The organism is Micromonospora sp. URMC 103 (genome assembly GCF_051386435.1).
GTDB lineage: Bacteria > Actinomycetota > Actinomycetes > Mycobacteriales > Micromonosporaceae > Micromonospora.
In genome coordinates, this window is the sequence record NZ_JBPQTR010000005.1 from 991847 (window position 1) to 1014618 (window position 22772).

Annotated in this window: 23 protein-coding genes; 7 read left to right on the plus strand and 16 right to left on the minus strand. The window is 74.2% G+C overall.

What is annotated here, in order from left to right; genetic code table 11:
* Nucleotides 1-149: 149 nt before the first annotated feature.
* Nucleotides 150-491, plus strand: coding sequence for an RNA polymerase-binding protein RbpA (locus ACSNOA_RS17630; RefSeq protein WP_046564157.1), 342 nt, complete (start codon nucleotides 150-152; stop codon nucleotides 489-491).
* Between the two features lie 58 nt (nucleotides 492-549).
* On the opposite strand, the gene ACSNOA_RS17635 is transcribed toward ACSNOA_RS17630, so the two are convergent.
* The 4 genes from ACSNOA_RS17635 to ACSNOA_RS17650 form a co-directional block, all read right to left on the minus strand.
* A complete protein-coding gene (locus ACSNOA_RS17635; RefSeq protein WP_436659653.1) occupies nucleotides 550-1065 on the minus strand; it encodes an FxsA family protein in 516 nt (171 codons plus the stop codon).
* A gap of 72 nt (nucleotides 1066-1137) precedes the next feature.
* Nucleotides 1138-1947 carry a polyprenol monophosphomannose synthase gene (locus ACSNOA_RS17640; RefSeq protein WP_436659655.1) on the minus strand — a complete coding sequence of 270 codons (810 nt, stop codon included), beginning with the start codon at nucleotides 1945-1947 and terminating at the stop codon, nucleotides 1138-1140.
* Between the two features lie 36 nt (nucleotides 1948-1983).
* Nucleotides 1984-3507 carry an apolipoprotein N-acyltransferase gene (gene lnt / locus ACSNOA_RS17645; RefSeq protein WP_436662343.1) on the minus strand — a complete coding sequence of 508 codons (1524 nt, stop codon included), beginning with the start codon at nucleotides 3505-3507 and terminating at the stop codon, nucleotides 1984-1986.
* A 180-nt stretch (nucleotides 3508-3687) separates the two neighbouring features.
* Nucleotides 3688-5265, minus strand: coding sequence for an FAD-dependent oxidoreductase (locus ACSNOA_RS17650; protein WP_436659657.1), 1578 nt, complete (start codon nucleotides 5263-5265; stop codon nucleotides 3688-3690).
* Between the two features lie 77 nt (nucleotides 5266-5342).
* Between ACSNOA_RS17650 and ACSNOA_RS17655 the strand changes: the two genes are divergently transcribed.
* Entirely contained in the window at nucleotides 5343-5930 is a 588-nt protein-coding gene (locus ACSNOA_RS17655; protein ID WP_436659659.1) for a helix-turn-helix domain-containing protein, read from the plus strand.
* A 395-nt stretch (nucleotides 5931-6325) separates the two neighbouring features.
* Here the strand turns inward: ACSNOA_RS17655 and ACSNOA_RS17660 are convergent, their stop codons facing one another.
* From ACSNOA_RS17660 to ACSNOA_RS17685, 6 genes are read right to left on the minus strand one after another with little or no spacing between them, the layout of a single operon-like run.
* Nucleotides 6326-7663 carry a glutamate mutase L gene (locus tag ACSNOA_RS17660; RefSeq protein WP_436659661.1) on the minus strand — a complete coding sequence of 446 codons (1338 nt, stop codon included), beginning with the start codon at nucleotides 7661-7663 and terminating at the stop codon, nucleotides 6326-6328.
* Nucleotides 7660-8052, minus strand: coding sequence for a hotdog domain-containing protein (locus tag ACSNOA_RS17665; protein ID WP_436659663.1), 393 nt, complete (start codon nucleotides 8050-8052; stop codon nucleotides 7660-7662). Before ACSNOA_RS17665 ends, ACSNOA_RS17660 begins: the two co-directional genes overlap by 4 nt.
* A complete protein-coding gene (locus ACSNOA_RS17670; RefSeq protein ID WP_436659665.1) occupies nucleotides 8049-8804 on the minus strand; it encodes an OAM dimerization domain-containing protein in 756 nt (251 codons plus the stop codon). Before ACSNOA_RS17670 ends, ACSNOA_RS17665 begins: the two co-directional genes overlap by 4 nt.
* The gene (locus tag ACSNOA_RS17675) at nucleotides 8801-10360 is read right to left on the minus strand and encodes a lysine 5,6-aminomutase subunit alpha (RefSeq protein ID WP_436659667.1); all 1560 of its coding nucleotides are present in this window, start codon (nucleotides 10358-10360) and stop codon (nucleotides 8801-8803) included. Before ACSNOA_RS17675 ends, ACSNOA_RS17670 begins: the two co-directional genes overlap by 4 nt.
* On the minus strand, nucleotides 10357-11928 hold the full coding sequence (locus ACSNOA_RS17680) for an amidohydrolase (protein WP_436659669.1): 1572 nt from the start codon (nucleotides 11926-11928) through the stop codon (nucleotides 10357-10359). Before ACSNOA_RS17680 ends, ACSNOA_RS17675 begins: the two co-directional genes overlap by 4 nt.
* A gap of 5 nt (nucleotides 11929-11933) precedes the next feature.
* Entirely contained in the window at nucleotides 11934-12983 is a 1050-nt protein-coding gene (locus ACSNOA_RS17685; RefSeq protein WP_436662345.1) for a zinc-binding alcohol dehydrogenase, read from the minus strand.
* 150 nt (nucleotides 12984-13133) lie between these two features.
* Here ACSNOA_RS17685 and ACSNOA_RS17690 point away from each other — a divergent pair, with 150 nt between their 5' ends.
* A complete protein-coding gene (locus ACSNOA_RS17690) occupies nucleotides 13134-14540 on the plus strand; it encodes a KamA family radical SAM protein (RefSeq protein WP_436659671.1) in 1407 nt (468 codons plus the stop codon).
* A gap of 100 nt (nucleotides 14541-14640) precedes the next feature.
* Nucleotides 14641-15795 carry a low temperature requirement protein A gene (locus tag ACSNOA_RS17695; RefSeq protein ID WP_436659673.1) on the plus strand — a complete coding sequence of 385 codons (1155 nt, stop codon included), beginning with the start codon at nucleotides 14641-14643 and terminating at the stop codon, nucleotides 15793-15795.
* Here ACSNOA_RS17695 and ACSNOA_RS17700 read toward each other — a convergent pair.
* Together ACSNOA_RS17700 and ACSNOA_RS17705 are read right to left on the minus strand one after the other, a co-directional pair.
* Nucleotides 15776-16105, minus strand: coding sequence for a YnfA family protein (locus tag ACSNOA_RS17700; protein ID WP_436659675.1), 330 nt, complete (start codon nucleotides 16103-16105; stop codon nucleotides 15776-15778). The genes ACSNOA_RS17695 and ACSNOA_RS17700 overlap by 20 nt on opposite strands.
* 87 nt (nucleotides 16106-16192) lie before the next feature.
* A complete protein-coding gene (locus tag ACSNOA_RS17705) occupies nucleotides 16193-16378 on the minus strand; it encodes a CsbD family protein (protein ID WP_436659677.1) in 186 nt (61 codons plus the stop codon).
* Nucleotides 16379-16821: 443 nt separating this feature from the next.
* On the opposite strand from ACSNOA_RS17705, the gene ACSNOA_RS17710 reads away from it, so the two are divergent.
* Nucleotides 16822-17472, plus strand: coding sequence for a CatB-related O-acetyltransferase (locus tag ACSNOA_RS17710; protein ID WP_436659679.1), 651 nt, complete (start codon nucleotides 16822-16824; stop codon nucleotides 17470-17472).
* Between the two features lie 28 nt (nucleotides 17473-17500).
* On the opposite strand, the gene ACSNOA_RS17715 is transcribed toward ACSNOA_RS17710, so the two are convergent.
* The gene (locus tag ACSNOA_RS17715; RefSeq protein ID WP_436659681.1) at nucleotides 17501-18208 is read right to left on the minus strand and encodes an SDR family NAD(P)-dependent oxidoreductase; all 708 of its coding nucleotides are present in this window, start codon (nucleotides 18206-18208) and stop codon (nucleotides 17501-17503) included.
* Between the two features lie 100 nt (nucleotides 18209-18308).
* Here ACSNOA_RS17715 and ACSNOA_RS17720 point away from each other — a divergent pair, with 100 nt between their 5' ends.
* Both ACSNOA_RS17720 and ACSNOA_RS17725 read left to right on the plus strand, forming a co-directional pair.
* Nucleotides 18309-19148, plus strand: coding sequence for a helix-turn-helix transcriptional regulator (locus ACSNOA_RS17720; RefSeq protein ID WP_436659683.1), 840 nt, complete (start codon nucleotides 18309-18311; stop codon nucleotides 19146-19148).
* A gap of 53 nt (nucleotides 19149-19201) precedes the next feature.
* Nucleotides 19202-19813, plus strand: coding sequence for a histidine phosphatase family protein (locus ACSNOA_RS17725; RefSeq protein WP_436659685.1), 612 nt, complete (start codon nucleotides 19202-19204; stop codon nucleotides 19811-19813).
* Here ACSNOA_RS17725 and ACSNOA_RS17730 read toward each other — a convergent pair.
* The 3 genes from ACSNOA_RS17730 to ACSNOA_RS17740 form a co-directional block, all read right to left on the minus strand.
* A complete protein-coding gene (locus ACSNOA_RS17730) occupies nucleotides 19743-20249 on the minus strand; it encodes an Lrp/AsnC family transcriptional regulator (protein ID WP_436659687.1) in 507 nt (168 codons plus the stop codon). The two genes, ACSNOA_RS17725 and ACSNOA_RS17730, sit on opposite strands and share 71 nt — an antisense overlap.
* Before the next feature lie 109 nt (nucleotides 20250-20358).
* The gene (locus ACSNOA_RS17735; RefSeq protein WP_436659689.1) at nucleotides 20359-21501 is read right to left on the minus strand and encodes an acyl-CoA dehydrogenase family protein; all 1143 of its coding nucleotides are present in this window, start codon (nucleotides 21499-21501) and stop codon (nucleotides 20359-20361) included.
* A complete protein-coding gene (locus ACSNOA_RS17740; protein WP_436659691.1) occupies nucleotides 21498-22613 on the minus strand; it encodes a M24 family metallopeptidase in 1116 nt (371 codons plus the stop codon). Before ACSNOA_RS17740 ends, ACSNOA_RS17735 begins: the two co-directional genes overlap by 4 nt.
* Nucleotides 22614-22772: the final 159 nt, after the last annotated feature.

A 22772-nucleotide genomic window follows, 5' to 3' on the forward strand; every position in this document is an offset into this window, starting at 1 on the left:
CGCGGGTGACCGCGCCGGGCCGCTGGGACGGCCGGCTACCCTTGGTCAGGCTCCGGCCGTGGGCGGCACGCGCCCCAGGGCGGGAATGACCCGGCGGGCACCAACCGTTACACGAGTAGACCAGCACCACGAACGAGGGGAAGTCGATCATGGGCGAGCGTATGCTGCGCGGAAGCCGCCTGGGCGCGGTGAGCTACGAATCCGACCGCAACACCGAGCTCGCGCCACGCCAGACCCGCGAGTACCTGTGCGCCAAGGGCCACCAGTTCGAGGTGCCGTTCGCCGTCGACGCCGAGGTCCCGACGACCTGGGAGTGCAAGTTCGACGGCAGCGTCGCCCGGCTGGTCGACGGCAGCGAGCCGGAGCAGAAGAAGGCCAAGCCGCCGCGTACCCACTGGGACATGCTGCTCGAGCGTCGCTCGATCGCGGAGCTGGAGGACATCCTGGCCGAGCGGCTGCAGGAGGTCCGCACCCGCCGCGGCCGGGCCTGACCACACCGACGACACGGCGCCCCGGGGATAACTCCCCGGGGCGCCGTCGTGTCCACGCTCAGCGGTCGACGATCTCACCCTCGATCGCGCGGCCCCCGTCGACCACGACCGGCTCCTCGGCCTGCGGCGGCGGGGCGGTTTGCGGCGCGCCCCGGCGCACCCGGACCCGGCGCGGCCCGAACAGGTCACCGGCGACCATCGACGACACCCGGCGCTCGGCGGCCCGCTGCGCCGCGGCGCGGGCCAGGGCGCGCACCGGCGGCACCATGAGCAGCAGCCCGACCACGCCGGTCACCAGCCCGGGCACCGCCAGCAGCAGCGCCCCCAGCAGCCCCACGAGCCCGTCGGTCACCTGCCGTCCCGGCGGCTGACCGGCCTGCGCGGCGGCGCGGAAGCCCCGCCACGCCCGCATTCCCTCACGCCGCAGGAGCACCAGCCCCAGCAGCGACACCGCGAACACCAGCAGCAGCGCGGCGCCGAACCCGACGGCCCGCCCCACGAGGACGAACACGGCAAGCTCCAGCACCACCGTGACCAGCAGGGCCAGCGGTACGAACCTCAGTCCTCGGCGCATCTCACCTCATCCGGTCGGCCGTGGCGCCGGCGGCGCCACCGTCGCCCCCCGTCCAGCATGACACGGTGGCGCTCAGGGCCACCGCACCTGACCGTTGGGGGTGCCGTGCAGGCCGCGCCGGATCGCCTGCCGCCGGTCGGCCACCGCCCACGTCGTGATCCGCCACAGCGCCTCGGCCACGATGAGCGGGCTCATCTTGCTGTCGCCGCGCTCCCGCTCGGCGAACGTGATCGGCACCTCGGCGATACGCATTCCGGCCCGGTGGGCCAGCCTGGACAGCTCCACCTGGAACGAGTAGCCCTGCGAGCACACCGAGGCCAGGTCCATGGCGTCCAGGGCGCTGCGCCGGTAGACCCGGTAGCCACCGGTCGCGTCGGAGACGGGCATGCCGAGGGCGAGCCGCGCGTACAGGTTGCCGCAGCGCGACAGCGCCAGGCGGCGCAGCGGCCAGTTCACCACCTGCGCGCCCCTGGTCCACCGCGACCCGATCACCACGTCGGCGTCGCGGGCGGCGTCCAGCAGCGCGGGCAGGTCCTCCGGGGCGTGCGAGCCGTCGGCGTCCATCTCCACGACCGCGTCGTAGCCGCGCTCCCGCGCCCACGCGAACCCGGCCAGGTACGCGGCGCCGAGGCCCTGCTTGCCCTCGCGGTGCAGGACGTGCACCCGCGGGTCGGTGCCGGCGAGCGCGTCGGCGATCGCGCCGGTGCCGTCGGGGCTGTTGTCGTCGGCGACGAGCACCTCCACGGCGGGGGCGGCCCGCCGTACGCGGTCGACGATCTCGCTGACGTTGTCGGCTTCGTTGTAGGTGGGGATCACCACCAGCACCCGGCCGACGCCGCGCACGCCCGCGGCCCGCCGGGTCGGGTCGGTCGCCTCGTTCACGGTCCCCCTCCGCTCCCGCCGGCGTACCGGCTGGTCCTATGCGGGCGCGACGCGCTGCCGGCGGCGCAGGACCGCCGCCGCGGCCAGGGCGGCCACGGCCAGGCCGGCCAACACCGCCTCGGGCCACAGGCCCACCCGGGTGGCGAGGGTGCGCCCGTCGGCCAGGTGCAGCTGCCGCACCACCACCTCGCGGGTGTTGAACCCGGTGGCGTCGCTTACCCGCCCGTCCGGGGCCACGAACCCGGACACACCGACCGTGGAGGCCATCAACGCCGGCCGGCCGTGCTCCACCGCCCGCAGCCGCACCATGGCCAGTTGCTGGCGGGCCTCGGCCACGTCGAACGTGGCGTTGTTGGTCTGGACGACGAGCAGCTGCGCGCCGCCGGTGACGGTGTCGCGCACCACCTCGTCGTAGGCCACCTCGAAGCAGATCACGTCGCCGAGCACCACGGGCCCCGCGCGTACCACGCCGGGGGTGGTGCCGGGCACGAAGTCGGCGCGCACCAGGTCGACCTGCTTGCTGACCATGCGGGCCAGGTCGCGCAGCGGGACGTACTCGGCGAACGGCACGGGGTGCCGCTTCGTGTACAGCTGGTCGAGGTCGGGGCCGGCGCCGGGGCGCCACAGGATGCCGGCGTTGCGGACCTGCCCGACGCCCGGCCCGGACAGCACCGCGCCCACGAGGATGGGCGCGCCGATGGTGTCGGCGGCCTCGGAGATCCGCGCCCCGGCGGTCGGGTTGCGCAGCGGGTCGATGTCGCTGGCGTTCTCCGGCCACACCACCAGGTCCGGGTGGGGCTGGGCGCCGGCGGCCACCCGGGCGGCCAGGTCGAGGGTCGCGTCGACGTGGTTGTTGAGCACCGCCTGCCGTTGGGCGTTGAAGTCCAGGCCGAGCCGCGGGACGTTGCCCTGGACGATGGCCACGGTGGCCGTGGCGCCGCCTCCCGCGCGTCCCACGGGCATCAGCAGCCCCGCCGCGCACAGCAGCACCGCCCCGGCGGTCAGCCCGGCCACGGGTCGCCACCAGCGTGGGTTCCGCCACGCGCCGGCGTCCCACCGCCGCCACCCGGCCGCCACGAGCAGCCCGCCGGCCACCGCGACGGCGAACGTCACGAGCGGGGCGCCGCCGAGCGCCGCGAGCCGCAGCAGCGGCGAGTCGCCCTGGCTGAACGCGAGCCGCCCCCACGGGAACCCGCCGAACGGGGTCCGGTCCCGCAGCGCCTCCTGCCCCACCCAGAGCAGCCCGGTCAGCGGCGCCCAGCACCAGCGGGCCCGGTCGGCCAGCGGGGACACCCAGGCGGTGGCGGCGCCGAGCAGCGCCAGGTAGCCGGCCTGCAGCAGGGACAGCAGCACCCACGGCAGGTAGCCGGTGTGCAGGTTCGTCCAGGCCAGCAGCGGGGTGAAGAACGCCACGCCGGCGAGGAAGCCGAGGCCGGCGCCGGCGCGCAGCCGCCGCCGGTGGGCCGCCGCGGCCAGCAGCGCCACGCCGGCCGGCGCCAGCGGCCACACCCCGTACGGGGGGAACGCCGCCAGCAGGGCCAGCCCCGCGGCGACGGCCATCGGCGCCGCCACGCGCAGCGGCAGCGGGCGCACTGCGGCGGCCGGGCGCGGCTCCGCCGCGTCGGCGCGCGTCTCGTCCCGGTCGACGGCCGTCACCGGTGGTTCACCACGATCACGGGGGTGAAGGCTACCCGGCCGGCGGCCCCGGCCGCCCGCGGGCGCGGGCGGCCGGGTGTGCCGTCAGGGCCGGCGGCGGGCGACGAGCACCGCGTCGTGGACGGTCATGTCCCGCCCCTCCGGGTCGACGGCCGGCCGGGGCCGTTCCTGCGCCGCGACGATCTCCCACCGGGCGGGGTCGAGCTGCGCGGCGACGTCGTCGGCGGTGTACATCATCTCCGGCATGTGCATCCGGTGCGCCGCGGTGCGCAGGTCCCGCGGGTGGTGCCCGACGATCAGCAGGGTGCCGCCCGGGGCTACCGCGGCGGCCAGCCGGGCGAACAGCTCCCGCCGCTCGTCGGCGGGCAGGTGCATGAACTGGGCGCTCACCAGGTCGTACGCGGCCTCGGCGGGCGGCTGTTCGCGCAGGTCGGCGTGGACCCAGTCGATCCGGGCGGCCACGCCGGCGGCTTCGGCGTGGCCGGCGGCCCGCTTCAGCGCGGTGCGGGAGATGTCCACGCCGCTGACCTGCCAGCCCCGCTGCGCGAGCCACACCGCGTCGGCGCCCTCACCGCTGCCCACGTCCAGGGCCCGGCCGGGCGTCAGGGCGGCGGCCTCGGCGACGAGCTGCGGGTTGGGTCTTCCGCTCCACACGGAGGGACGCGCGGAGTAACGCTCCTCCCACGCCTCCTCGGTGAACATGGTGGCGACCTGGTGGCGGCGGGCGTGCACGGCCTCGCGGGTGTCCTCGGCGATGAGGTCGGCGTTGATGGCCGCCCCGGCGGCGAGGCCGCCGGCGGCCGAGACGATGACCTGGGCGAGGACGTTGGCGACGTTCCCGGCCACCCACACGCCCGGCACGTCGGTGGCGCCGGTCGCGTCGGCGGGGATCTGGGTGCCGACGACGTGCCCGCCGATCTCCACGTCGACGGGCGTGAGGCCGAGCCCGGCGAGGAACTCCGCGCGGGCCGTGGTGCGCGACGCCACCACCACGGCGTCCAACGCGACGACCTCACCGTCGGCGAGGCGGACGCCGGTGATCGCGTCCCCTTCGACCACGAGGTCGGCGACCGGGCCGTCGACCACGGGAATCTCCCGGGCGGCGAGCTGCTCGGCCTCGTCGGCGGTCAGCGGCGGCGCGCCGTGGTGCAGCAGCAGCACGTGGGGGCTCCACTGCCGCCACATCTGCGCCTGGTGCACCCCCGTCGGCCCGGTGGCGAGCACCCCGATCCGCCGGTCGCGCACCTCCCAGCCGTGGCAGTACGGGCAGTGCAGCACGTCGCGGCCCCACCGCTGCGCCAGCCCGGGCACGTCGGGCAACTCGTCGACGAGCCCGGTGGCGACCAGCAGCCGCCGCGCCCGCACCGTACGCCCGCCGTCGAGGGTGAGCGTGAAGTCGCCGCCGTCGCGGGCGGCCGCCTCGACGCGGCCGGTGACGACCTGCCCGCCGTAGCCGGTCACCTCGGCCCGCCCGGCGGCGAGCAGCTCCCCCGGCGCGGTGCCCTCCCGGGAGAGGTAGTTGTGCACGTGCGCGGCCGGGGCGTTGCGGGGCTCCCCGGCGTCCACCACGAGCACCGAGCGCCGCGCCCGGGCCAGGGCGAGCGCCCCCGCCAGCCCGGCCGCGCCGCCGCCGACCACCACCACGTCGTACCTGTCGTCCACCTGCCACCCCCTGGGTCGTCTCCGTTCGCCGCCCACGCTCCACCCCACACGCTGGGGCGACAAGTATTGTTGCCGCTATGGCAAACGACGAGGCGGTGGTGCTCGCCGCGGTCGGCCCGCGGCTGCGGGCGTTGCGCAAACAGCGTGGCACCACCCTGAGCCAGCTCGCCGAAGCCACCGGCATCTCGGTGAGCACCCTGTCCCGGCTCGAGTCCGGCGGGCGCCGCCCCACCCTGGAGCTGCTGCTGCCGCTGGCCCGCGCCCACCAGGTGCCCCTCGACGAACTGGTCGGCGCCCCCGAGGTCGGCGACCCACGGGTGCGGGCCCGCCCGATCGTGCACCACGGCGTGACGTTCCTGCCGCTGACCCGCCGCCCTGGCGGCCTGCAGGCGTTCAAGCAGATCCTGCCCCCGAACACCCCCCACGGCGGGCCGGGCCAACAGCAGACCCACGAGGGCTACGAGTGGCTGTACGTGCTGTCCGGGCGGCTGCAACTGCTGCTCGGCGACCACAACCTCACCCTCACCCCGGGCGAGGTCGCCGAGTTCGACACGCGGGTGCCGCACGGGCTGTTCAACCCCGGCCCCGACACCGTCGAGCTGATCACCCTGTTCGGCCCGCAGGGCGAACGCCTGCACGTGCGGGCCCGCCCCCGCGGCCGCTGACCGGCGGACACGAAAATCGGGGCGCGGCTCGCGCCGCGCCCCGATGCTCCCAGGCCCTCCCCGGCCGGTGGGGCGAGGATGCGGCACGCCGACCTTCGGACCGACCTGACGCGGACTGGCTGCCCCCGCCCGGCCGTTGTCTACTGGCCGTGCACCTCACCCTGCCCGTACACCGGTTACCGCGGCCGGTTCGCGCCGCCCCGCCGACCCCCGCCCGCTGGACCTGGCCGCCGCGACGAAATCACGTGTCGCTCGGCCAGCGGACGAAGGGACGAAGCGAACAACAGCCGCTTCCCGTAGTAGGACTCAAAGACGGTACGTGCTGCCCCCCGGGGCCTGTCAACCCGCCCCCGGCCTGTCGCGTGTCGCACCACGGCGTGTCGCCCCGACAGGTGTCAATCCGTGGTCAGGTGACGACGCAGCAGCGTCCCCGCCGCCCCCGGATGCTCCTGCGCGAGCAGCCCACCGGCCGCCAACACGTACTCGACGTCGACGACGGCCCGCGCCGCCCGCGGCAGCGGCCACCCGCCCGCGTGGTCGGCCAGGACGGCGGCGAGGACCTGCGCCGCGTGACCCGGCGGCGCGTGCCGCAGCACCCCACCCGAGCCCACGACGAGCCGCACGTCCCGCAGGTCCCGGCCGCCCCGCTCACCGGTGGCGCCGCCGCGGGCGTGTCGGCGCAGCGCCACCGTGGCGGCCAGCTCCGCGATCCGCCGCTCCACGGCCTGCTCGGCCGCACCGTCGGGTAGGAACCCCGGCTCGGCCGCCCGCACCGCGGCCGCCCGCGCCAGGTCCTCCTGCTCACCGGGGGCGAGCAGCCGCTCCTCCGCCGCGGCCCGCACCACGCCCGGCGCGCTCCACCGCATGCCCAGGTCCCCCTCGACGGTGCGGGCGCGCCACAGCGTGCCGGCCACCTCCCGGCCCGGCCCGGCGGCCCGCTCGTCCGGGGTGAGCACCGAGTACACGTCGGTGGTCGCCCCACCGACGTCCACCACCGCCAGGTCACCGCCCACCTCGTCGGCGAGGACCTCCACACCGGTCAGCACCGCGTCCGGGGTGGCCGCCCGCACCAGCCGCGCGAACCGGCCGCCCCGCGACAGCCGCTTGCCCCCGATGACGTGCCGCAGGAACACCTCCCGGATCGCGGCCCGCGCCGACGCCGGCGCCAGCACCCCGATGCGGGGCAGCACGTTGTCGGCCACCGTCACCGGCACCCCGGCCCCGGCCAGCAGCCCGGCCAGCTCGTCGCGCACGTCGACGTTCCCGGCCAGCACCACCGGCACCCGCCACCGCGCCCGCGCCAGCCGCGTCGCGTTGTGCGTCAGCGTGTCGGCGTCCCCGCCGTCCGTGCCGCCGACGAGCAGCACCACGTCCGGCCGGGCCGCCCGCAACGCGGCCAGGTCCGCGGCGCCCAACCGGCCCGCGGCCACGTGCACCACGTCCGCGCCGGCGGACAGACCCACCCGCCGGCCCGCCTGCGCGGTGACGAGCCGCTCGTAGCCGACCACCGCCAGCCGCAACCCACCACCGGCCGACGAGCACACGTACCACGGCGCGTCCCCGGCCGGCAGCCCCGCCGTGGCCGCCGCCACCGCCGCGTCGAGGCCGCGCAGCACGTCCGTCCCGACCGTCGTGGGCGCCGCGGCCGCCGCGACCAGCCCGCCGCCGTCGAGGTCGACGACCGCCACCTTCGTGTACGTCGACCCGACGTCGGCGCAGACGGCGAGGTTCACGCCGGCGGCGGAACGACCACCGTGCCGGTGGCGGTGACCGCCACGATCGGCTCGGCGAGGACCTCGGCAGCGGATTCGCTCCTGTCGGGGCGGCCCCGGCACACCACGTGGGCGGCGAAGTCGATGGTGCGGCTGCGGGTGCCGACCCGGGTGACGGTGGCCGTCACCTCCAGCACGTCACCGGCCTTCATGGGGGCCTTGAACTGCACGTCGGCGTACGACGCGAACAGCCCCTCGTCACCGTCCGTGCGGATGCACACCTCGGTGGCGACGTCACCGAACAGACCCAACGCGTACGCCCCGTCGACCAGGTTCCCCGCGTAGTGGGCGTGGGAGTACGGCACGTACCGGCGGTGGGTGACGGTCAACCCGACCCGCGGATCGCTCATGCGGCCTTCGCCTTCCTGTTCGTGATGAGGGCGTGCACGAGGTAGCTCGCCACCTCGCCGGGGGTGGTGCCACGGCCGAAGATCCGGTCGACGCCCAACTCGTCGGTCATCGTCTCGTCGAAGCGGGGACCGCCGACGATGAGCAGCGGCCGCCGCCCGGCGGGCATCGCCTCCCGGAACGCGGCCGACATCTCCCGGGTGTTGTGCAGGTGCGCGTCGCGTTGCGTCACGACCTGGGACACGAGGACCGCGTCGGCCTTCTCCCGCCGGGCCGCCTCGACCAGCTCCGGGACGCTGACCTGCGCGCCCAGGTTGGTGACCTTCAACTCCCGGTAGTACTCCAAGCCCTTCTCCCCGGCGATGCCCTTCACGTTGAGGATCGCGTCGATGCCGACGGTGTGCGCGTCCGTGCCGATGCACGCCCCCACCACCGACAGCTTCCGCCGCATCCTCTGCTTCACCAGGGCGTTGACCTCCTTCGCCGACAGCAGCGGGAAGTCACGCTCCACCACCTGCACCGCCGACAGGTCCACCAGGTGGTTCACCCGCCCGTACACCACGAAGAACGTGTAGCCGTCGCCCATCTGCTTCGCGTGCACCAGCATCGCCGGGTCGATGCCCATCTTCGCGGCCAACTGCACCGCCGCGCCCTCGGCCCGCTTGTCGTGCGGCACCGGCAGCGTGAACGACACCTGCACCATGCCGTCACCGGTGGTGTCCCCGTACGGCCGGACGATCTTCTTCTCCGTCATGCCGCCCGCTCCAGCAGGTCCGTGGCCGGGTTGTAGTAGTCGCCCTCGTGCTCCGCCACCCCGTCGAGGCCCTTCCCCCGGTCGGCGGGCCGCTTCATGATGCCGAACGTCCCCTCCGCGATCGCCGTGAGCAGCGACTGGTCACCGATGCGTTCCAGCAGCTCCACGGCCTCACCGAGGACCTGGTTCGCGCGCCGCTGGATGAACCCGCCCGGCGCCGGCACGAAGTCCTCGTGCAACCCACCCGCGGCGCCCAGCACGTACCGCACGTTCTGCAGGGCGATGTCCCGGTCGGACAACCACGGCGTCACCACCGCCTCGGTCATCATCCCCACCAGCAGGATCCCCTGACCGGTCATGGTGCCCGCCAGGTTGAAGAACCCGTCGAGCAGGTTGCCCCGGAACACGTCCCCCGTCATGTGCTTCGTCGGCGGCATCCACTTCAGCGGCGCGTCCGGGAACAGCTCCCGCGCCAACAACGCGTGCGCCAACTCCAGCCGGAACGACTCCGGCAGATCCGGGTTGATCTCGAACGCGTGCCCCAGCCCCAACTGCCAGTCCGCCAACCCCGCCTCGTGGGCGAAGAACTCGTTGAGCAGCTGCGACACCGTCACCGTGTGCGCCTCCTCCACCGCGTCGGCGGTGGTGAGGTAGTTGTCCTCCCCGGTGTTGATGATGATCCCGGCCCGCGCGTGCACCTGCCGGGAGAACCGCTGGTCCACGAACGTGCGGATCGGGTTGATGTCGCGGAACAGGATCCCGTACATCGAGTCGTTGAGCATCATGTCCAGCCGCTCCAGACCCGCGAGGGTCGCCATCTCCGGCATGCACAACCCGGACGCGTAGTTCGTGAGCCGCACGTACCGGCCCAGCTCCCGCGACGAGGCGTCCAACGCCGCCCGCATCAACCGGAAGTTCTCCTGCGTCGCGTACGTGCCCGCGAACCCCTCCCGCGTCGCGCCCTCCGGCACGTAGTCCAGCAGCGACTGCCCCGTCGACCGGATCACCGCGATCACGTCCGCGCCGGCCCGCGCCGCGGCCTGCGCCTGCGGGATGTCCTCGTAGATGTCACCCGTCGCCACGATCAGGTAGATCCACGGCCGCTGCGCCGGATCCCCGTACCGCTTGACGAGGCGCTCCCGCTCGGCGCGCCGCCGGTCGATCTGCCGCACCCCCGCGGCGACCGCCTTCCGGGCCGCGCGGCGGGCGGCCGTGGCCGCCTTTCCGGTGGGCTGGCTGAACCGCACCGACCCGGCCGCCGCCTTCTGCGCCAGCAACGTCACGTCGGTGATCTGCTCCCGGGCGAGGGCGTCGAACACCGCGGCCGCCACCCCGTGCCCCAGCCCCACGTCCGCGACCACCGCGTCCACGAGCCGGTTCACCCACGGGATACCGTCCGGGTCCGCGCCCGCCACACCGGCCAACCGCAGCACCGCCCGCTCCACCGACACCGTCGTGTGACTACGGGCCAGGTCCACCACCGGCTGCCCGGCGCGGCGCGCCAACTCCCGCGCCCGCGCCACCAGCGCCGGATCCAGGTCAAGCTTTCCTGTCACGAAGACCCTTCCTCGTAGATCACGTTCCCGCGCAGCACCGTGCGCCGGCACACCGGCAACGGCGTCGGATCCTCCGGCCCCCGCGCCTCCGGATCCTCGGCCAGCAGCACCGGCAGCCCCCGGTCCACACCCGCCGGCGTCTCCCACACCGCGAACGTCGCCGGCGCCCCCAACGCCAGGACCCCCTCGTTGTCCAGGTGCACGGCCCGCCACCCGCCACGCGTGTGCGCCGCGAACGCCGCCCGCACACTCATCCGCTGCACCGGGTTGTGGTGCGCCGCCGCGGCCCGCACCGACCCCCACGGGTCCAGCGGCGTCACCGGCGAGTCCGACCCGAACGCCAACGCCACCCCGACACCGTGCATGGCGCCCATCGGGTTCGACGCCAACGACCGGTCCAGACCCAGCCGCGACTCGTACATCCGGCCCGCGCCACCCCACAACCGGTCGAACGCCGGCTGCATGCTCGCCACGATCCCGTACTCCACGAACCCGGCGATCAACCGCTTGCTCATGATTTCCGCGTGCTCGACGCGGTGCCGCGCCGCCCGCAACCGGTCCACACCCAGCTCCCGCGCCGCCTGCGCGAACCCGTCCAGCACCGTGCCGATCGCCGCGTCACCGATCGCGTGGAACCCGCCCTGCATTCCGTGCGCCGCGCAGCCCACCAGATGGTCACGCACCTGCTCCGCGGTCACGTACCCGTGCCCGCACGCCCCCGCCTCCCCGTCGGAGTACGGCTGCGACACGTGCGCCGTCCGCGACCCCAACGCCCCGTCGGCGAACAGGTCCCCACCGGCGCCCACCGCACCCAGCTCCCGGGCCCGGGCCGCGCCACCCAGCTCACCCCAGTACCCGTACACCTCCGGCAGGCCCGCCCCCGAGATGCCCAGCAGACCCGTGAAGTCCTCCTCGTCGGAGATCTCCGGCCCGCCGCACTCGTGCACCGCCGCGATGCCCAGCGACGCCGCGTGCGCCAACGCCGCCCGCTGCGCCGCCACCCGCTGCGCCCGCGTCACCGACCCGAACGCCGCCGCCCGCACCACGTGGTGCGCGTCCCGCCGCAGCCACCCCGACGTGTCGTACCCCGCCGCGGCCACCACCTCCGGCGCCGCCGCCAGCAACGCCCGCGACACCAGCGCCGAATGGATCGACGCCTGCGACAGGTACACCCGCCGGCCCCCGGCCGCCCGCCCCACCGCGTCCGCGTCCGGCAACTCGGGCGCCGCCCAGGTCGACTCGTCCCACCCGTGCCCCAGCACCACCGCGTCCGCCGGCAACCCCGCCGCGAACCCGGCCACCGCGTCCAGCAGCTCCCCCGCCGACCGCACCCCCGACACGTCCAGCCCCGACAGCGCCAACCCGGTGTCCGTGGCGTGCACATGCGCGTCCACGAACGCCGGCGTCACCAACGCGCCGGCAAGGTCCACCACCCGGTCCGCGGCGGGCGCGTCCGCGTCCACCCCCAACCAGGTGATCCGCCCACCGGAAACCAGCAACGCGGTCGCGTTCGGGTCGGCGGGGCAGTGCAGCACTCCGCCGCGGTACAACGTCGAGGGGTTCGTCATGAGAATCAGTCTGCCGCCAACCGGGACTCGAACAGCCGACGGACCCCCGGCTCCGCCCGCAGCAACCCCAACGCCAGCTCCGCGTGACCCGGCACGTACCCGTTGCCCACCAGCATCGTCACGTCCGCCGCCAGGCCCTCCGCGCCCAGCGCCGCCCCCGCGAAGCTCGTCGCCATCGAGAAGAAGACCACCGTGCCGCCGTCCGCGGTGCCCAGGATCGCCCCGTGCTCGCAGCCCGGCACGTCCACGCACACCACCGTCACGTCCGCCGGCACCCCCAGCGCCGTGGTCACCGCCGTCGACACCGCCACCGGATCCCGCGCGTCGGCCAACGCCACCACGTCCGCCAGACCGGCCGCCGCCAGCGCGTCCCGCTCCGACTCCACCGGAACCACGCCCACGGTACGTGCCGCGCCCGCCCGCCGCGCCGCCGCCAGGGACAGCGACCCGCTCTTACCCGCGCCGCCGATCACCGCCACCGTCACCGGCCGGGAATCCCCCTCGCGCGCCCGGTCGGCGACGTAGCGTGACACCACCCGCGCCGTCAGCGCCGGCGCCCCGCACACGTCCAACACCGCGAGGGACAGCTGCGGATCCTCGTCCGCCGGCAGCACCGCCGCGATCGACCGGGCGAACAGGATCGCGTACCCGTCGCACGGCACCTGCTCGCTGCGCCCGTCCCACCGCGCCAACCCGTCGGTGATCACCAACGGGGTGAGCGTCAACGACACCAGCGTCGCGACCCGCTCCCCCGGCTTCAGCCCCAGCGGCGACCGCCGCCCGGCCTCCTCCACCGTGCCGATCAGCATGCCGCCCGACCCGGTCACCGGGTTCTGCATCTTCCCCCGCGTCGAGACGATCTCCCGCACCTCGGCGCGCACCGCGTCCCCGTCGCCGCCGTGCTTCTCCCACAGCTGCCGGAAGCTCGCCGCGTCCAGGTTCAGCCGCTCCACCCGGATCCGCACCTCGTTCGCGGCGATCTCGGGGCTCGCGTCCAGCCGCCAGGCCGCCTGCGGCAGCACCCCCACCGGTTCCACGACGCGGTGCAGACCCACCGGTGACGTCACGCCGACCTCCCCTGTCCAGCCGCCCGAAGCCCCGATCAAGGCTCGCGTAGCGGGAAAACTTCCGGCAGACTAATTTCTTCACCGGATAATTTCCAGTAGCCTTCGGGCCGCTGACCACCCGCACCACGAGGAGGGGCCGTGACCCAGACCCAACCGGTGGAGACCATCCCCGTCGCCCGCCCCACCCCCACCGCGGCACCCACCGCCGGGCAGCCCTACGAATACCGCCGCGCCCCACTCGTCGAACCCGACTGGACCCGCTTCCCGGGCTGGCGCCACGTCACCCGGGACCAGTGGGAATCCGCCCAGTGGCAACGGGTCAACTGCGTCAAGAACATCAAGCAACTGCGCGCCGTCCTCGGCGATCTCGTCGACGAGACCTTCTACGACGACCTCGCCACCGACCAGGCCGCACACGCCACCATGTCGATGCTCGTGCCGCCCCAGATGCTCAACACCATGGTCCCGTTCGCGCCCATGAGCACCGAGGCGTTCCTCGCCGACCCCATCCGGCGCTACATGATCCCCGTCGCCTCCGACCGGCGCACCGACTGGCCCTCCCACCCCTACGCCAGCCGCGACTCACTCCACGAGCACGACATGTGGGTCGCCGAAGGCCTCACCCACCGCTACCCCACCAAGGTCCTCGCCGAACTGCTCTCCACCTGCCCGCAGTACTGCGGCCACTGCACCCGCATGGACCTCGTCGGCAACTCCACCCCCGCGGTCGACAAGCTCAAACTCACCCTCAAACCCGTCGACCGCTACGACGCCCACATCACCTACCTCAAGGCCCACCCCGGCGTCCGCGACGTCGTCGTCTCCGGCGGCGACGTCGCCAACGTCCCCTGGCGCAACCTCGAGTCCTACCTCATGCGCCTGCTCGAGATCGAAACCATCCGCGACATCCGGCTCGCCACCAAGGCCCTCATGGGACTACCCCAGCACTGGCTCCAGCCCGACGTCGTCGAAGGCCTCGAACGCGTCGCCCGCACCGCCGCCCGCCGCGGCGTCAACCTCGCCATCCACACCCACGTCAACCACGCCCAGTCACTCACCCCACTGGTCGCCCGCGCCGCCCAGACCGCCCTCGACGTCGGCGTCCGCGACGTCCGCAACCAGGGCGTGCTCATGCGCGGCGTCAACGCCACCAGCACCGACCTGCTCGACCTCTGCTTCGCCCTCCAGGGCGAAGCCGGCATCCTGCCGTACTACTTCTACATGTGCGACATGATCCCCAACGCCGAACACTGGCGGGTCCCCGTCTGGCACGCCCAACAGCTCCAGCACGACATCATGGGCTACCTGCCCGGCTACGCCACCCCGCGGATCGTCTGCGACGTCCCCTTCGTCGGCAAGCGCTGGGTGCACATGCTCACCGAGTACGACCGCGAACGCGGCATCTCCTACTGGACCAAGAACTACCGCACCTCCATCGAATCCGCCGACCTGGAGGCACTCAACAAGCGGTACGCCTACTACGACCCCATCGACACCCTGCCCGACGCCGGACAGCGCTGGTGGACCGCACACCAGGACGACTGACACGACAACGCCCGTCGCCCCCGGGAAGGTGCCCTTCCCGGGGGTGACGCCGTCACGGACCCCACCGGCCCCACCCGGCCGGCCGCTACCCTCCACCGACATGGACCGACGGCCACCCGCCCCCGACACCGCCGACCGGGTCACCCCCGTCGAGGTCTTCTTCGACCTCGTCTTCGTCCTCACCATCACCCAACTCGTCGCCCTCCTCGAAGACGACCTTCGCTGGATCGGGCTCGGCCGCGTCGTCCTGATCTTCGGCCTGCTCTGGTACCTCTACTCCGGCTACGCGTGGCTCACCAACCACGTCCCACCCCGCAACCCCACCCGCAAACTCCTGCTCTTCGCCGGCATGGCCGGGTTCCTGCTCACCTCCGTCGCCATCCCCGACGCCTTCACCGGCAGCGGCCTGCTCTTCGGCATCGGCTACCTGATCGTCGTGACCGTCCACCTCGGCCTGTTCAGCCACAGCACCGCACGCGCCGCCGTCCGGCGCCTCGCCCCCTACAATCTCGGCGCCGCCCTGCTCGTCATCGCCGCCGGCCTGCTCACCGGACCCGCCGTACCCGCACTCTGGGCCGCCGCCGTCTTCACCCAGACCGCCCTGCCGTACCTGCTGCCCGGCCACTCCTGGCTGGGCGCGGCCGCACACTTCCACATCCGCCCCGCCCACTTCGTCGAACGGCACAGCCTGCTCGTCATCGTCACGTTCGGCGAGACCGTCGTCTCCATCGGCATGGGCGCACCGCACGACCACCTCGGCTACGGCACCGCCTTCGCCGTCGTGATGGCCCTCGCCCTGCCCGCCGCCCTCTGGTGGACCTACTTCACCGACACCGGACCCGACGAAGCCTCCCTCGACCGCGCCGACCAGGGCACCCGCAGCCGGTACGCCGCCCGCGTCTACATCGTCGCCCACTTCGTGCTGCTGCTCGGCGTCATCGCGACCGCCACCGGCCTGCACGCCGTCGTCAGCCACCCCGCCGACCCGGCCGGCTGGGCCAACGCCCTCGCCCTCTCCGGCGGCGTCGCCCTGTTCCTGCTCGCCATCGCCGACAGCCGCCGGGTCCTCCGCACCGGAGGGCGCCCCAGCCGGCTCGTGACCGCTGCCCTCGTGCTGGCCACCACCCCACTCGGCGCCACGGTCGGCGCCGCGCCGCACCTGGCCGTCGTGATCGTCCTGCTCACCGCGATGCTGCTCGTCGACGGCCATCCGCACACGGGGCATGACCGCCCGGTCAGCGCGGGGCGTACATGATCACGCCGACGCCGAGCAGGCAGAGGGCGGCGCCCGTGAGGTCCCACCGGTCCGGCCGGAACCCGTCCACCAGCACCGCCCACCCCAGCGAGCCGGCCACGAACACGCCGCCGTACGCGGCGAGGATCCGGCCGAAGTGCGCGTCCGGCTGGAACGTCGCGACGAAGCCGTAGACGCCGAGCGCGACCACGCCGGCGGCGATCCACCACAGCCCCCGGTGCTCCCGCCAGCCCTGCCAGACCAACCACGCCCCGCCGATCTCGGCGAGCGCGGCCAGGGCGAACAGCACGAGGGACCGCAGGACCGTCACGCCCGCGAGACTAGCCCGGGCGGCCACCGACCGCGGACGCGAAGCGGCGGCCCGGGGCTGTGAGCCCCCGGGCCGCCGCCCGACCGGTCAACCCCGGAACGTGTCGCGCGCGCCCTGGCCCAGGTCCTTGGCGCCCTCCTTCGCGCGCGCCTCGCTCTGCTGCGTGGCGCCCTCGGCGCGCATGCGCTCGTTGTTCGTCAGGTCGCCGATGCGCTCCTTCGCGGCACCGCTCATCTGCTCCATCTTGTTCTTCGCCTTGTCGGTGAAGCTCATCGTGCCTCCTCGCCCCATTGCGGTGTTTGCCTTGTGCGTGCCCGGCGCGTTCTGCCGCAAACGAGGTGCGCGGGCGCACGTCGCGTATAGCATCCTAGGAAGATAGGTTGTGGGCGGAGCGACAGGCGTTGCCTCATCCTGGCGTGCCGTCGACCTCCACCGGACGCTGTCGAGCTGCCACGGAAAAGGGGCGCGGGGCCGGTGTCGCGCCCGGTGCACCCGGGGCCGCGACCCGCGTGCCCCAAAACGGGGCAGCTCGACAGGCGCCGGCACTGCCACCGGGCGCCGACTGGCACCGGCACCGGCGCTGTTGCCGGCACTGCACTGGCACTGGCGCCGGCACTGGCACGACCGTGTCGGGCGGGACCGCCAAATGGATGTCGCGAGCGACGCGGTGCGACGATCATGAAACGGCCGCGGACCCCCACCGATGAGGAATCCCCATGCCTGTGCCTGCCGACCCCACCGTCCTTTACCCGATGCCCGGGCAACCGCGGGTGGTGCTGCTCAAGCCGCTGGTGACGTCCCCGCTGATCGAGGTCGGCGAGTACTCCTACTACGACGACCCGGACGACGCCACCGCGTTCGAGACGCGCAACGTGCTCTACCACTACGGGCCGGAAAAGCTGGTCATCGGCAGGTTCTGCGCGCTGGGCACGGGCGTGCGGTTCATCATGAACGGCGCCAACCACCGGATGGACGGCCCCTCGACCTTCCCCTTCCCCACCATGGGCGGCTCCTGGTCCGATCACTTCGACCTGCTCACCGGCCTGCCCAACCGGGGAGACACCGTCGTCGGCAACGACGTCTGGTTCGGCCACGGCACGACCATCCTGCCCGGCGTACGGATCGGACACGGCGCGATCATCGGCGCCGGCGCCGTGGTCACCGGCGACGTACCCGACTACGGCATCGTGGGCGGCAACCCGGCCCGCCTCATCCGCACGCGCTACCGCGAGCAGGACATCGCCCGGCTGCTCGCGGTGGCGTGGTGGGACTGGCCCGCGGAGCACATCACCGCGCACGTCCGCACCATCATGTCGGGCACCATCGCCGAGCTGGAAGCCGCCGCCCCGGACACCCCGCACGGGTGACGCGCGGGAGGCGCCGGCCCGCGTTCGCTCACCAGGGCAGGCGGCCGTGGACGTCGAAGTAGCCGCCGGTCGGGCCGTCCCGTCCCACCTGGGCCATCCGGACGATGACCTCGGCACCGTCCTCGACGGTCTGCGTGCCCGTGCGCCCGTTCAGGTCCGTCGCCGTGAACCCCGGTTCCACCGCGTTGATCCGCATCTCCGGGAACGCCTTCGCGTACTGGACCGTCACCATGTTGACCGCCGCCTTCGAGGCCGGGTACGCCACCCCGGGATAGCCGTACCCCGGCGCGGCCGGATCGGCCAGCAGGGTCACCGACGCCAGCCCGCTGCTCACGTTCACCACCACGGGCGCGGCGGAACGCCGCAGCAACGGCAGGAACGCGTGGGTGACCCGGACCAGCCCGAAGACGTTGGTCTCGAACGTCGTCCGCATGTCCTCGGCGGTGACCTCCGCAGCCCCGACGATTCCGTTGTCCGGTCTGCGGCCCTCGACGCCGGCGTTGTTGACCAGCACGTCCAGGCCGCCCGCCGCCTCGACGGTCCGCACCGCCGCCGCGACCGAGGCATCGTCGGTCACGTCGAGCGGGACGAACCGGGCGCCCAGGCGCTCGGCGGCGGCGCGGCCGCGTTCCCCGTCCCGGCTGCCGATCCAGACGGTGTGCCCCGCGGCCAGCAGGCGGCGGGCGGTCTCGAAGCCGAGACCCTTGTTCGCTCCGGTGATCAGTGTCGTCGTCATGCCTCAACGCTGCGCCGGGCCAGCGGGACCGACCAGCGTCCGGTTTTCCTGGGAATGCCAGTGCCACCCTGGGCGCCGGCCGGCGGGGCAGACTGGGGTCATGACGACGGCGGAGTTCGGGCGGACGGTGCGCCGCTGGCGCGACCGGGTGCCGCCCGAGGCCGCGGGCCTGCCGGCGGGCCGGGCCCGACGCGCGGCCGGGCTGCGCCGGGAGGAGCTGGCGCTGCTGGCCGGCATCTCCGTCGACTACCTCACCCGCCTCGAACAGGGCCGCGCCTCCCACCCCTCGGCGCAGGTCGTGGCCGCCCTGGCCCGGGCGCTGCGGCTGTCCGACCCCGAGCGCGCCCACCTGCACCGGTTGGCCGGGCTGGCGCCGCCGGGCCCGCAGACGATGCCCACCACGATCACCCCCAGCGTCCAGCGGCTGCTCGACCGGCTGGCCGGCATCCCGGTCGCGGTCTACGACGCCTCCTGGACGCTCCTGGTGGCCAACCCGCCGTACGCGGCGCTGATGGGTGACCCGTCCGGCTGGCAGGGCGCGGAACGCAACGGCGTGTGGCGGCACTTCCTCGGCGCCGGCTCCCGGGCCCGGATCACCCCGCAGGAGCGGCGCGGGTTCGAGGCCGCCCTGGTGGCCGACCTGCGCGTCGCCGCCGGGCGTTACCCGAGCGACCCCCGCCTGAGCCGGCTGATCGGCGACCTGCGGGCGAACAGCCGGCGGTTCGCCGAGCTGTGGGACGCCGGCGCCGTCGGCCGGCACGAGGCCGCGCGCAAGACCGTCGACCACCCGCGGGTGGGCACGCTGACGCTGGACTGCGACGTGCTCACCGTCGCGGGCACCGACCTGCGGATCATGGTCTACACCGCCGCGCCGGGCACCGCGGACGCCGACCGACTCGCCCTGCTCACGGTGCTCGGCACCCAGTCCCTGGCCGGGTAGCCCGTGCCCGGCACCCGCGCCCCGGCCTCCCCGGCGCGTGATTGACTGGGCGCATGGGAGAGCTCCTGCTGATCCGGCACGGCGAGACGACCTGGAGCGCCAGCCGCCGGCACACCTCGTACACCGACCTGGAGCTGACCCCCGACGGCGAGCGGCAGGCCCGCACCCTCGCCGCGTTCCTGGCCGGCCGGCGGTTCGTCTCCGTGCTCGCCAGCCCCCGCATGCGGGCCCTGCGCACCGCCCAGCTCGCCGGTCTCACCGTGGACGCCGTCGACGAGGACCTCGCCGAGTGGAACTACGGCGACTACGAGGGACGCACCACCGTGGACATCCACGACGACGACCCGCACTGGAACATCTGGACCGACGGCTGCCCCGGCGGCGAGTCACCGGCGCAGGTGGGCGAGCGGCTCGACCGGGTGCTCGCCCGCGTCGCGCCCCTGCTCGACCGGGGCACGGTCGGGCTGGTCGGCCACGCGCACAGCCTGCGGGTGCTCGGCGCGCGGTGGATCGGCCTGCCGCCGTCGGCCGGCGGCCTGCTGCGGCTGGACACCGCCACCGTCAGCGTGCTCGGCTACGAGCACGGACGGCACGTCATCCTGCGCTGGAACCAGCCCGCTCCTCCGGCACCCGGGACCGCCCCCGACTCGGTGGCTCGGCACTGATCTTCGGCGGCCGGTTCTCGTACGGGGTGGACAGCACCACGGTCGTGCGGGTGGTGACGTTCGCGGCGGTGCGGATTTCCTGGAGCACCCGCTCGAGGTCGGCCGGCCCGGCCACCCGCACGAGCAGCAGGTAGAAGTCCTCCCCCGCCACCGAGTAGCACGAGTCGATCTCCGGCAGGTGGGCCAGGCGTTCGGGCGCGTCGTCGGGCTGCGACGGGTCGAACGGCCGGATCGCCACGAACGCGGTCAGCGGCAGGTCCAGCGCCTCGAACGAGACCCGCGCCGAGTAGCCCCGGATGACGCCCCGCTGCTCCAGCCGGCGCACCCGCTGGTGCACCGCCGAGACCGACAGGCCCACCTTCTCCGCCAGGTCCGTGTACGACAGCCGGCCGTCAGCGGTCAGCGCGGCGACGATGGCGCGGTCGGTCTCCTCCACGGCGTGCAACCTACCGGTAAAAACGCCGCACGGCGACGATGCGTCGCGCGACCCGGTTGCCGGCGCGGCGCACACGACACATCGCACCGGCACCGCCACCGTCGGTCGGTCAGCCCTTCGCCAGCGCCCGGGAGATCACCAGCCGCTGGATCTGGTTGGTGCCCTCGACGATCTGGAGCACCTTGGCCTCCCGCATGTACCGCTCGACCGGGTGGTCCGCCACGTACCCCGCCCCGCCGAGCACCTGGACGGCGTCCGTGGTGACCCGCATGGCCACGTCGGTGGCGAACAGCTTCGCCTTGGCCGCCTCCACGGCGTACGGCCGGCCGGCGTCGCGCAGCCGCGCCGCGGCGAGCAGCAGCGCCCGGGCGGCGGAGATCTGCGTGGCGTGGTCGGCCAGGATGAAGCCGAGACCCTGGAAGTCGATGATGGCCTGCCCGAACTGCCGGCGCTCCTTCGCGTACGCCACGGCGTAGTCCAGCGCCGCCTGGGCCAGCCCGACCGCGCAGGCCGCGATGCCCAGCCGCCCCGAGTCCAGGGCGGACATGGCGATGGTGAAGCCCACCCCCTCGCCGCCGATGAGGCGCTCGGCGGGCACCCGGGCCCCGTCGAAGGCGATCTGCGCCACGGGCGAGGAGTGCAGGCCCATCGTGCGCTCGACGGCCTGCGGGACGACGCCGGGCGTGCGCGGGTCGACGAGCAGGCAGGAGATCCCCTTCGAGCCGGGCCCGCCGGTGCGGCAGAAGACGTTGTAGAAGTCCGCCGACCTGGCGTGGGTGATCCACGCCTTGGTGCCGGAGACCACGTACGCGTCGCCGTCGCGCTCCGCCCGCGTGGTGAGCGCCGCGGCGTCCGAGCCACCCTGCGGCTCGGTGAGGCAGTACGCGCCGAGCAGCTCCCCGCCGATCATGTCGGGCAGCAGCTTGCGCTGCTCGTCCGTGCCGAACTGGGCCACCGGATAGCAGGAGAGGGTGTGCACGCTGACCGCCTCGGCCACGGCGAGCCACCGGCTCGCGAGGATCTCGAGCACCTGCACGTACACCTCGTACGGCTGGGCCGCCCCGCCGTACTCCTCCGGGTAGGGCAGGCCGAGCAGGCCGGCCCGGCCCAGCGTGCGCAGCACCTCGCGGGGGAACTCGGCGCGCTCCTCGAACCCGGCGACCTTCGGGGCGAGTTCCCGGTCGGCGAGGTCGGTGGCGAGGTCCAGCAGGTCGCGGGCCTCGTCGGTGGGGAGGATCCGGTCGACAGTCATAGTGGGGTGAGCTCCGTGGGGGTGATGTTGAGCCGCTGTACGCCGTCCGTCGTGCAGACGACGATGTCCTCGATCCGGGCGCCGTGACGCCCCGCGAGGTAGATGCCCGGTTCGATCGAGAACGCCATGCCGGGCTCCAGGGGCCGGGCGTTCCCGGCCACCACGTACGGCTCCTCGTGGCCGTCGAGCCCGATGCCGTGCCCCGTGCGGTGCAGGAAGGCGGGGCCGTATCCCGCGTCGGCGATGAGGTCCCGGGCGACGGCGTCGACCGCCTCGGCGCTCGTGCCGGGCCGTACGGCCTCGACCGCGGCGCGCTGCGCCTCCCGGAGCACGTCGTAGTAGTCGGTGAACTCGGCCGGCGCCGGCCCGCCCGCCACGTAGGTGCGGGTGCAGTCGGACCGGTAGCCGGAGGGCATGGTCCCCCCGATGTCGACGACCACCGGCTCGCCCGCCCCGATCGGGCGGTCCGAGGTGTCGTGGTGCGGGCTCGCGCCGTTGGGACCGGCCGCCACGATGACGAAGTCGACGCGTACGTGCCCGGCCGCGCGGATCGCCGTCGCGATGTCGGCGGCCACCTCGGCCTCGGTGCGGCCCGGCCGCAGCCACTCGCCCATCCGCTCGTGCACCGCGTCGATGGCCGCGCCGGCCTCCGCCAGCGCCGCGATCTCCGCCGGGGTCTTGCGGATGCGCAGCTCCCGCAGGACCTCCCCGGCGAGCGCCTGCCGCGCGTCGGGAAGGGCGGCGCGCAGCGCGAGGACCTGCTCGGCCCACATCCGGTCCGCGAGCCCGACCGCGCCCACCGGCCCGCCGAGCGCCGCGGCGACCAGCGGGTACGGGTCGGTGCCGTCGGCGTGGTCGACGATGCGTACGCCGGTGGCCGGCGCGGGCGACGCCTCCGCGGCGGGCCGCTCGAGGGTCGGCACGATCAGCGTCGGCTCCCCCTCGGCGGGCAGCACGAGGCAGGTCAGCCGCTCGCTGACGCGGGCGTCGTAGCCGGTGAGGTAGCGCAGGTCGGACCCGGGGGTGAGCAGCAGCGCGTCCAGCCCGGCCGCGGCGGTGGCGCGGCGGGCGGCGGCGAGCCGCTCCGGCGGGTAGAGCTCGTCGATTCCCACGCCGTCAGCTTAACGGTCGTTTGGGGAGCGACCTAGCGGACCGGCGCGTCGGTAAGCGCTCTCCAACTCATCGAGAGACGTCGTTGACTCCGACAGTTAACACTCTTTAAGATTTGGCCACCTCGAGGAAATCACCCCGTTCCACCCGTACGCCACGGT

Coding starts and splice junctions, on each gene's coding strand:
- ACSNOA_RS17670 (WP_436659665.1), bottom strand. CDS start 8,804: ATGACGGAGAAGAAGATCGTCCGGCCGTACGGGGACACCACCGGTGAC.
- ACSNOA_RS17680 (WP_436659669.1), bottom strand. CDS start 11,928: ATGACGAACCCCTCGACGTTGTACCGCGGCGGAGTGCTGCACTGCCCC.
- ACSNOA_RS17725 (WP_436659685.1), top strand. CDS start 19,202: ATGGGAGAGCTCCTGCTGATCCGGCACGGCGAGACGACCTGGAGCGCC.
- ACSNOA_RS17715 (WP_436659681.1), bottom strand. CDS start 18,208: ATGACGACGACACTGATCACCGGAGCGAACAAGGGTCTCGGCTTCGAG.
- ACSNOA_RS17735 (WP_436659689.1), bottom strand. CDS start 21,501: ATGACTGTCGACCGGATCCTCCCCACCGACGAGGCCCGCGACCTGCTG.
- ACSNOA_RS17655 (WP_436659659.1), top strand. CDS start 5,343: ATGGCAAACGACGAGGCGGTGGTGCTCGCCGCGGTCGGCCCGCGGCTG.
- ACSNOA_RS17665 (WP_436659663.1), bottom strand. CDS start 8,052: ATGAGCGATCCGCGGGTCGGGTTGACCGTCACCCACCGCCGGTACGTG.
- ACSNOA_RS17720 (WP_436659683.1), top strand. CDS start 18,309: ATGACGACGGCGGAGTTCGGGCGGACGGTGCGCCGCTGGCGCGACCGG.
- ACSNOA_RS17635 (WP_436659653.1), bottom strand. CDS start 1,065: ATGCGCCGAGGACTGAGGTTCGTACCGCTGGCCCTGCTGGTCACGGTG.
- ACSNOA_RS17695 (WP_436659673.1), top strand. CDS start 14,641: ATGGACCGACGGCCACCCGCCCCCGACACCGCCGACCGGGTCACCCCC.
- ACSNOA_RS17710 (WP_436659679.1), top strand. CDS start 16,822: ATGCCTGTGCCTGCCGACCCCACCGTCCTTTACCCGATGCCCGGGCAA.
- ACSNOA_RS17705 (WP_436659677.1), bottom strand. CDS start 16,378: ATGAGCTTCACCGACAAGGCGAAGAACAAGATGGAGCAGATGAGCGGT.
- ACSNOA_RS17630 (WP_046564157.1), top strand. CDS start 150: ATGGGCGAGCGTATGCTGCGCGGAAGCCGCCTGGGCGCGGTGAGCTAC.
- lnt (WP_436662343.1), bottom strand. CDS start 3,507: ATGGCCGTCGCCGCGGGGCTGGCCCTGCTGGCGGCGTTCCCCCCGTAC.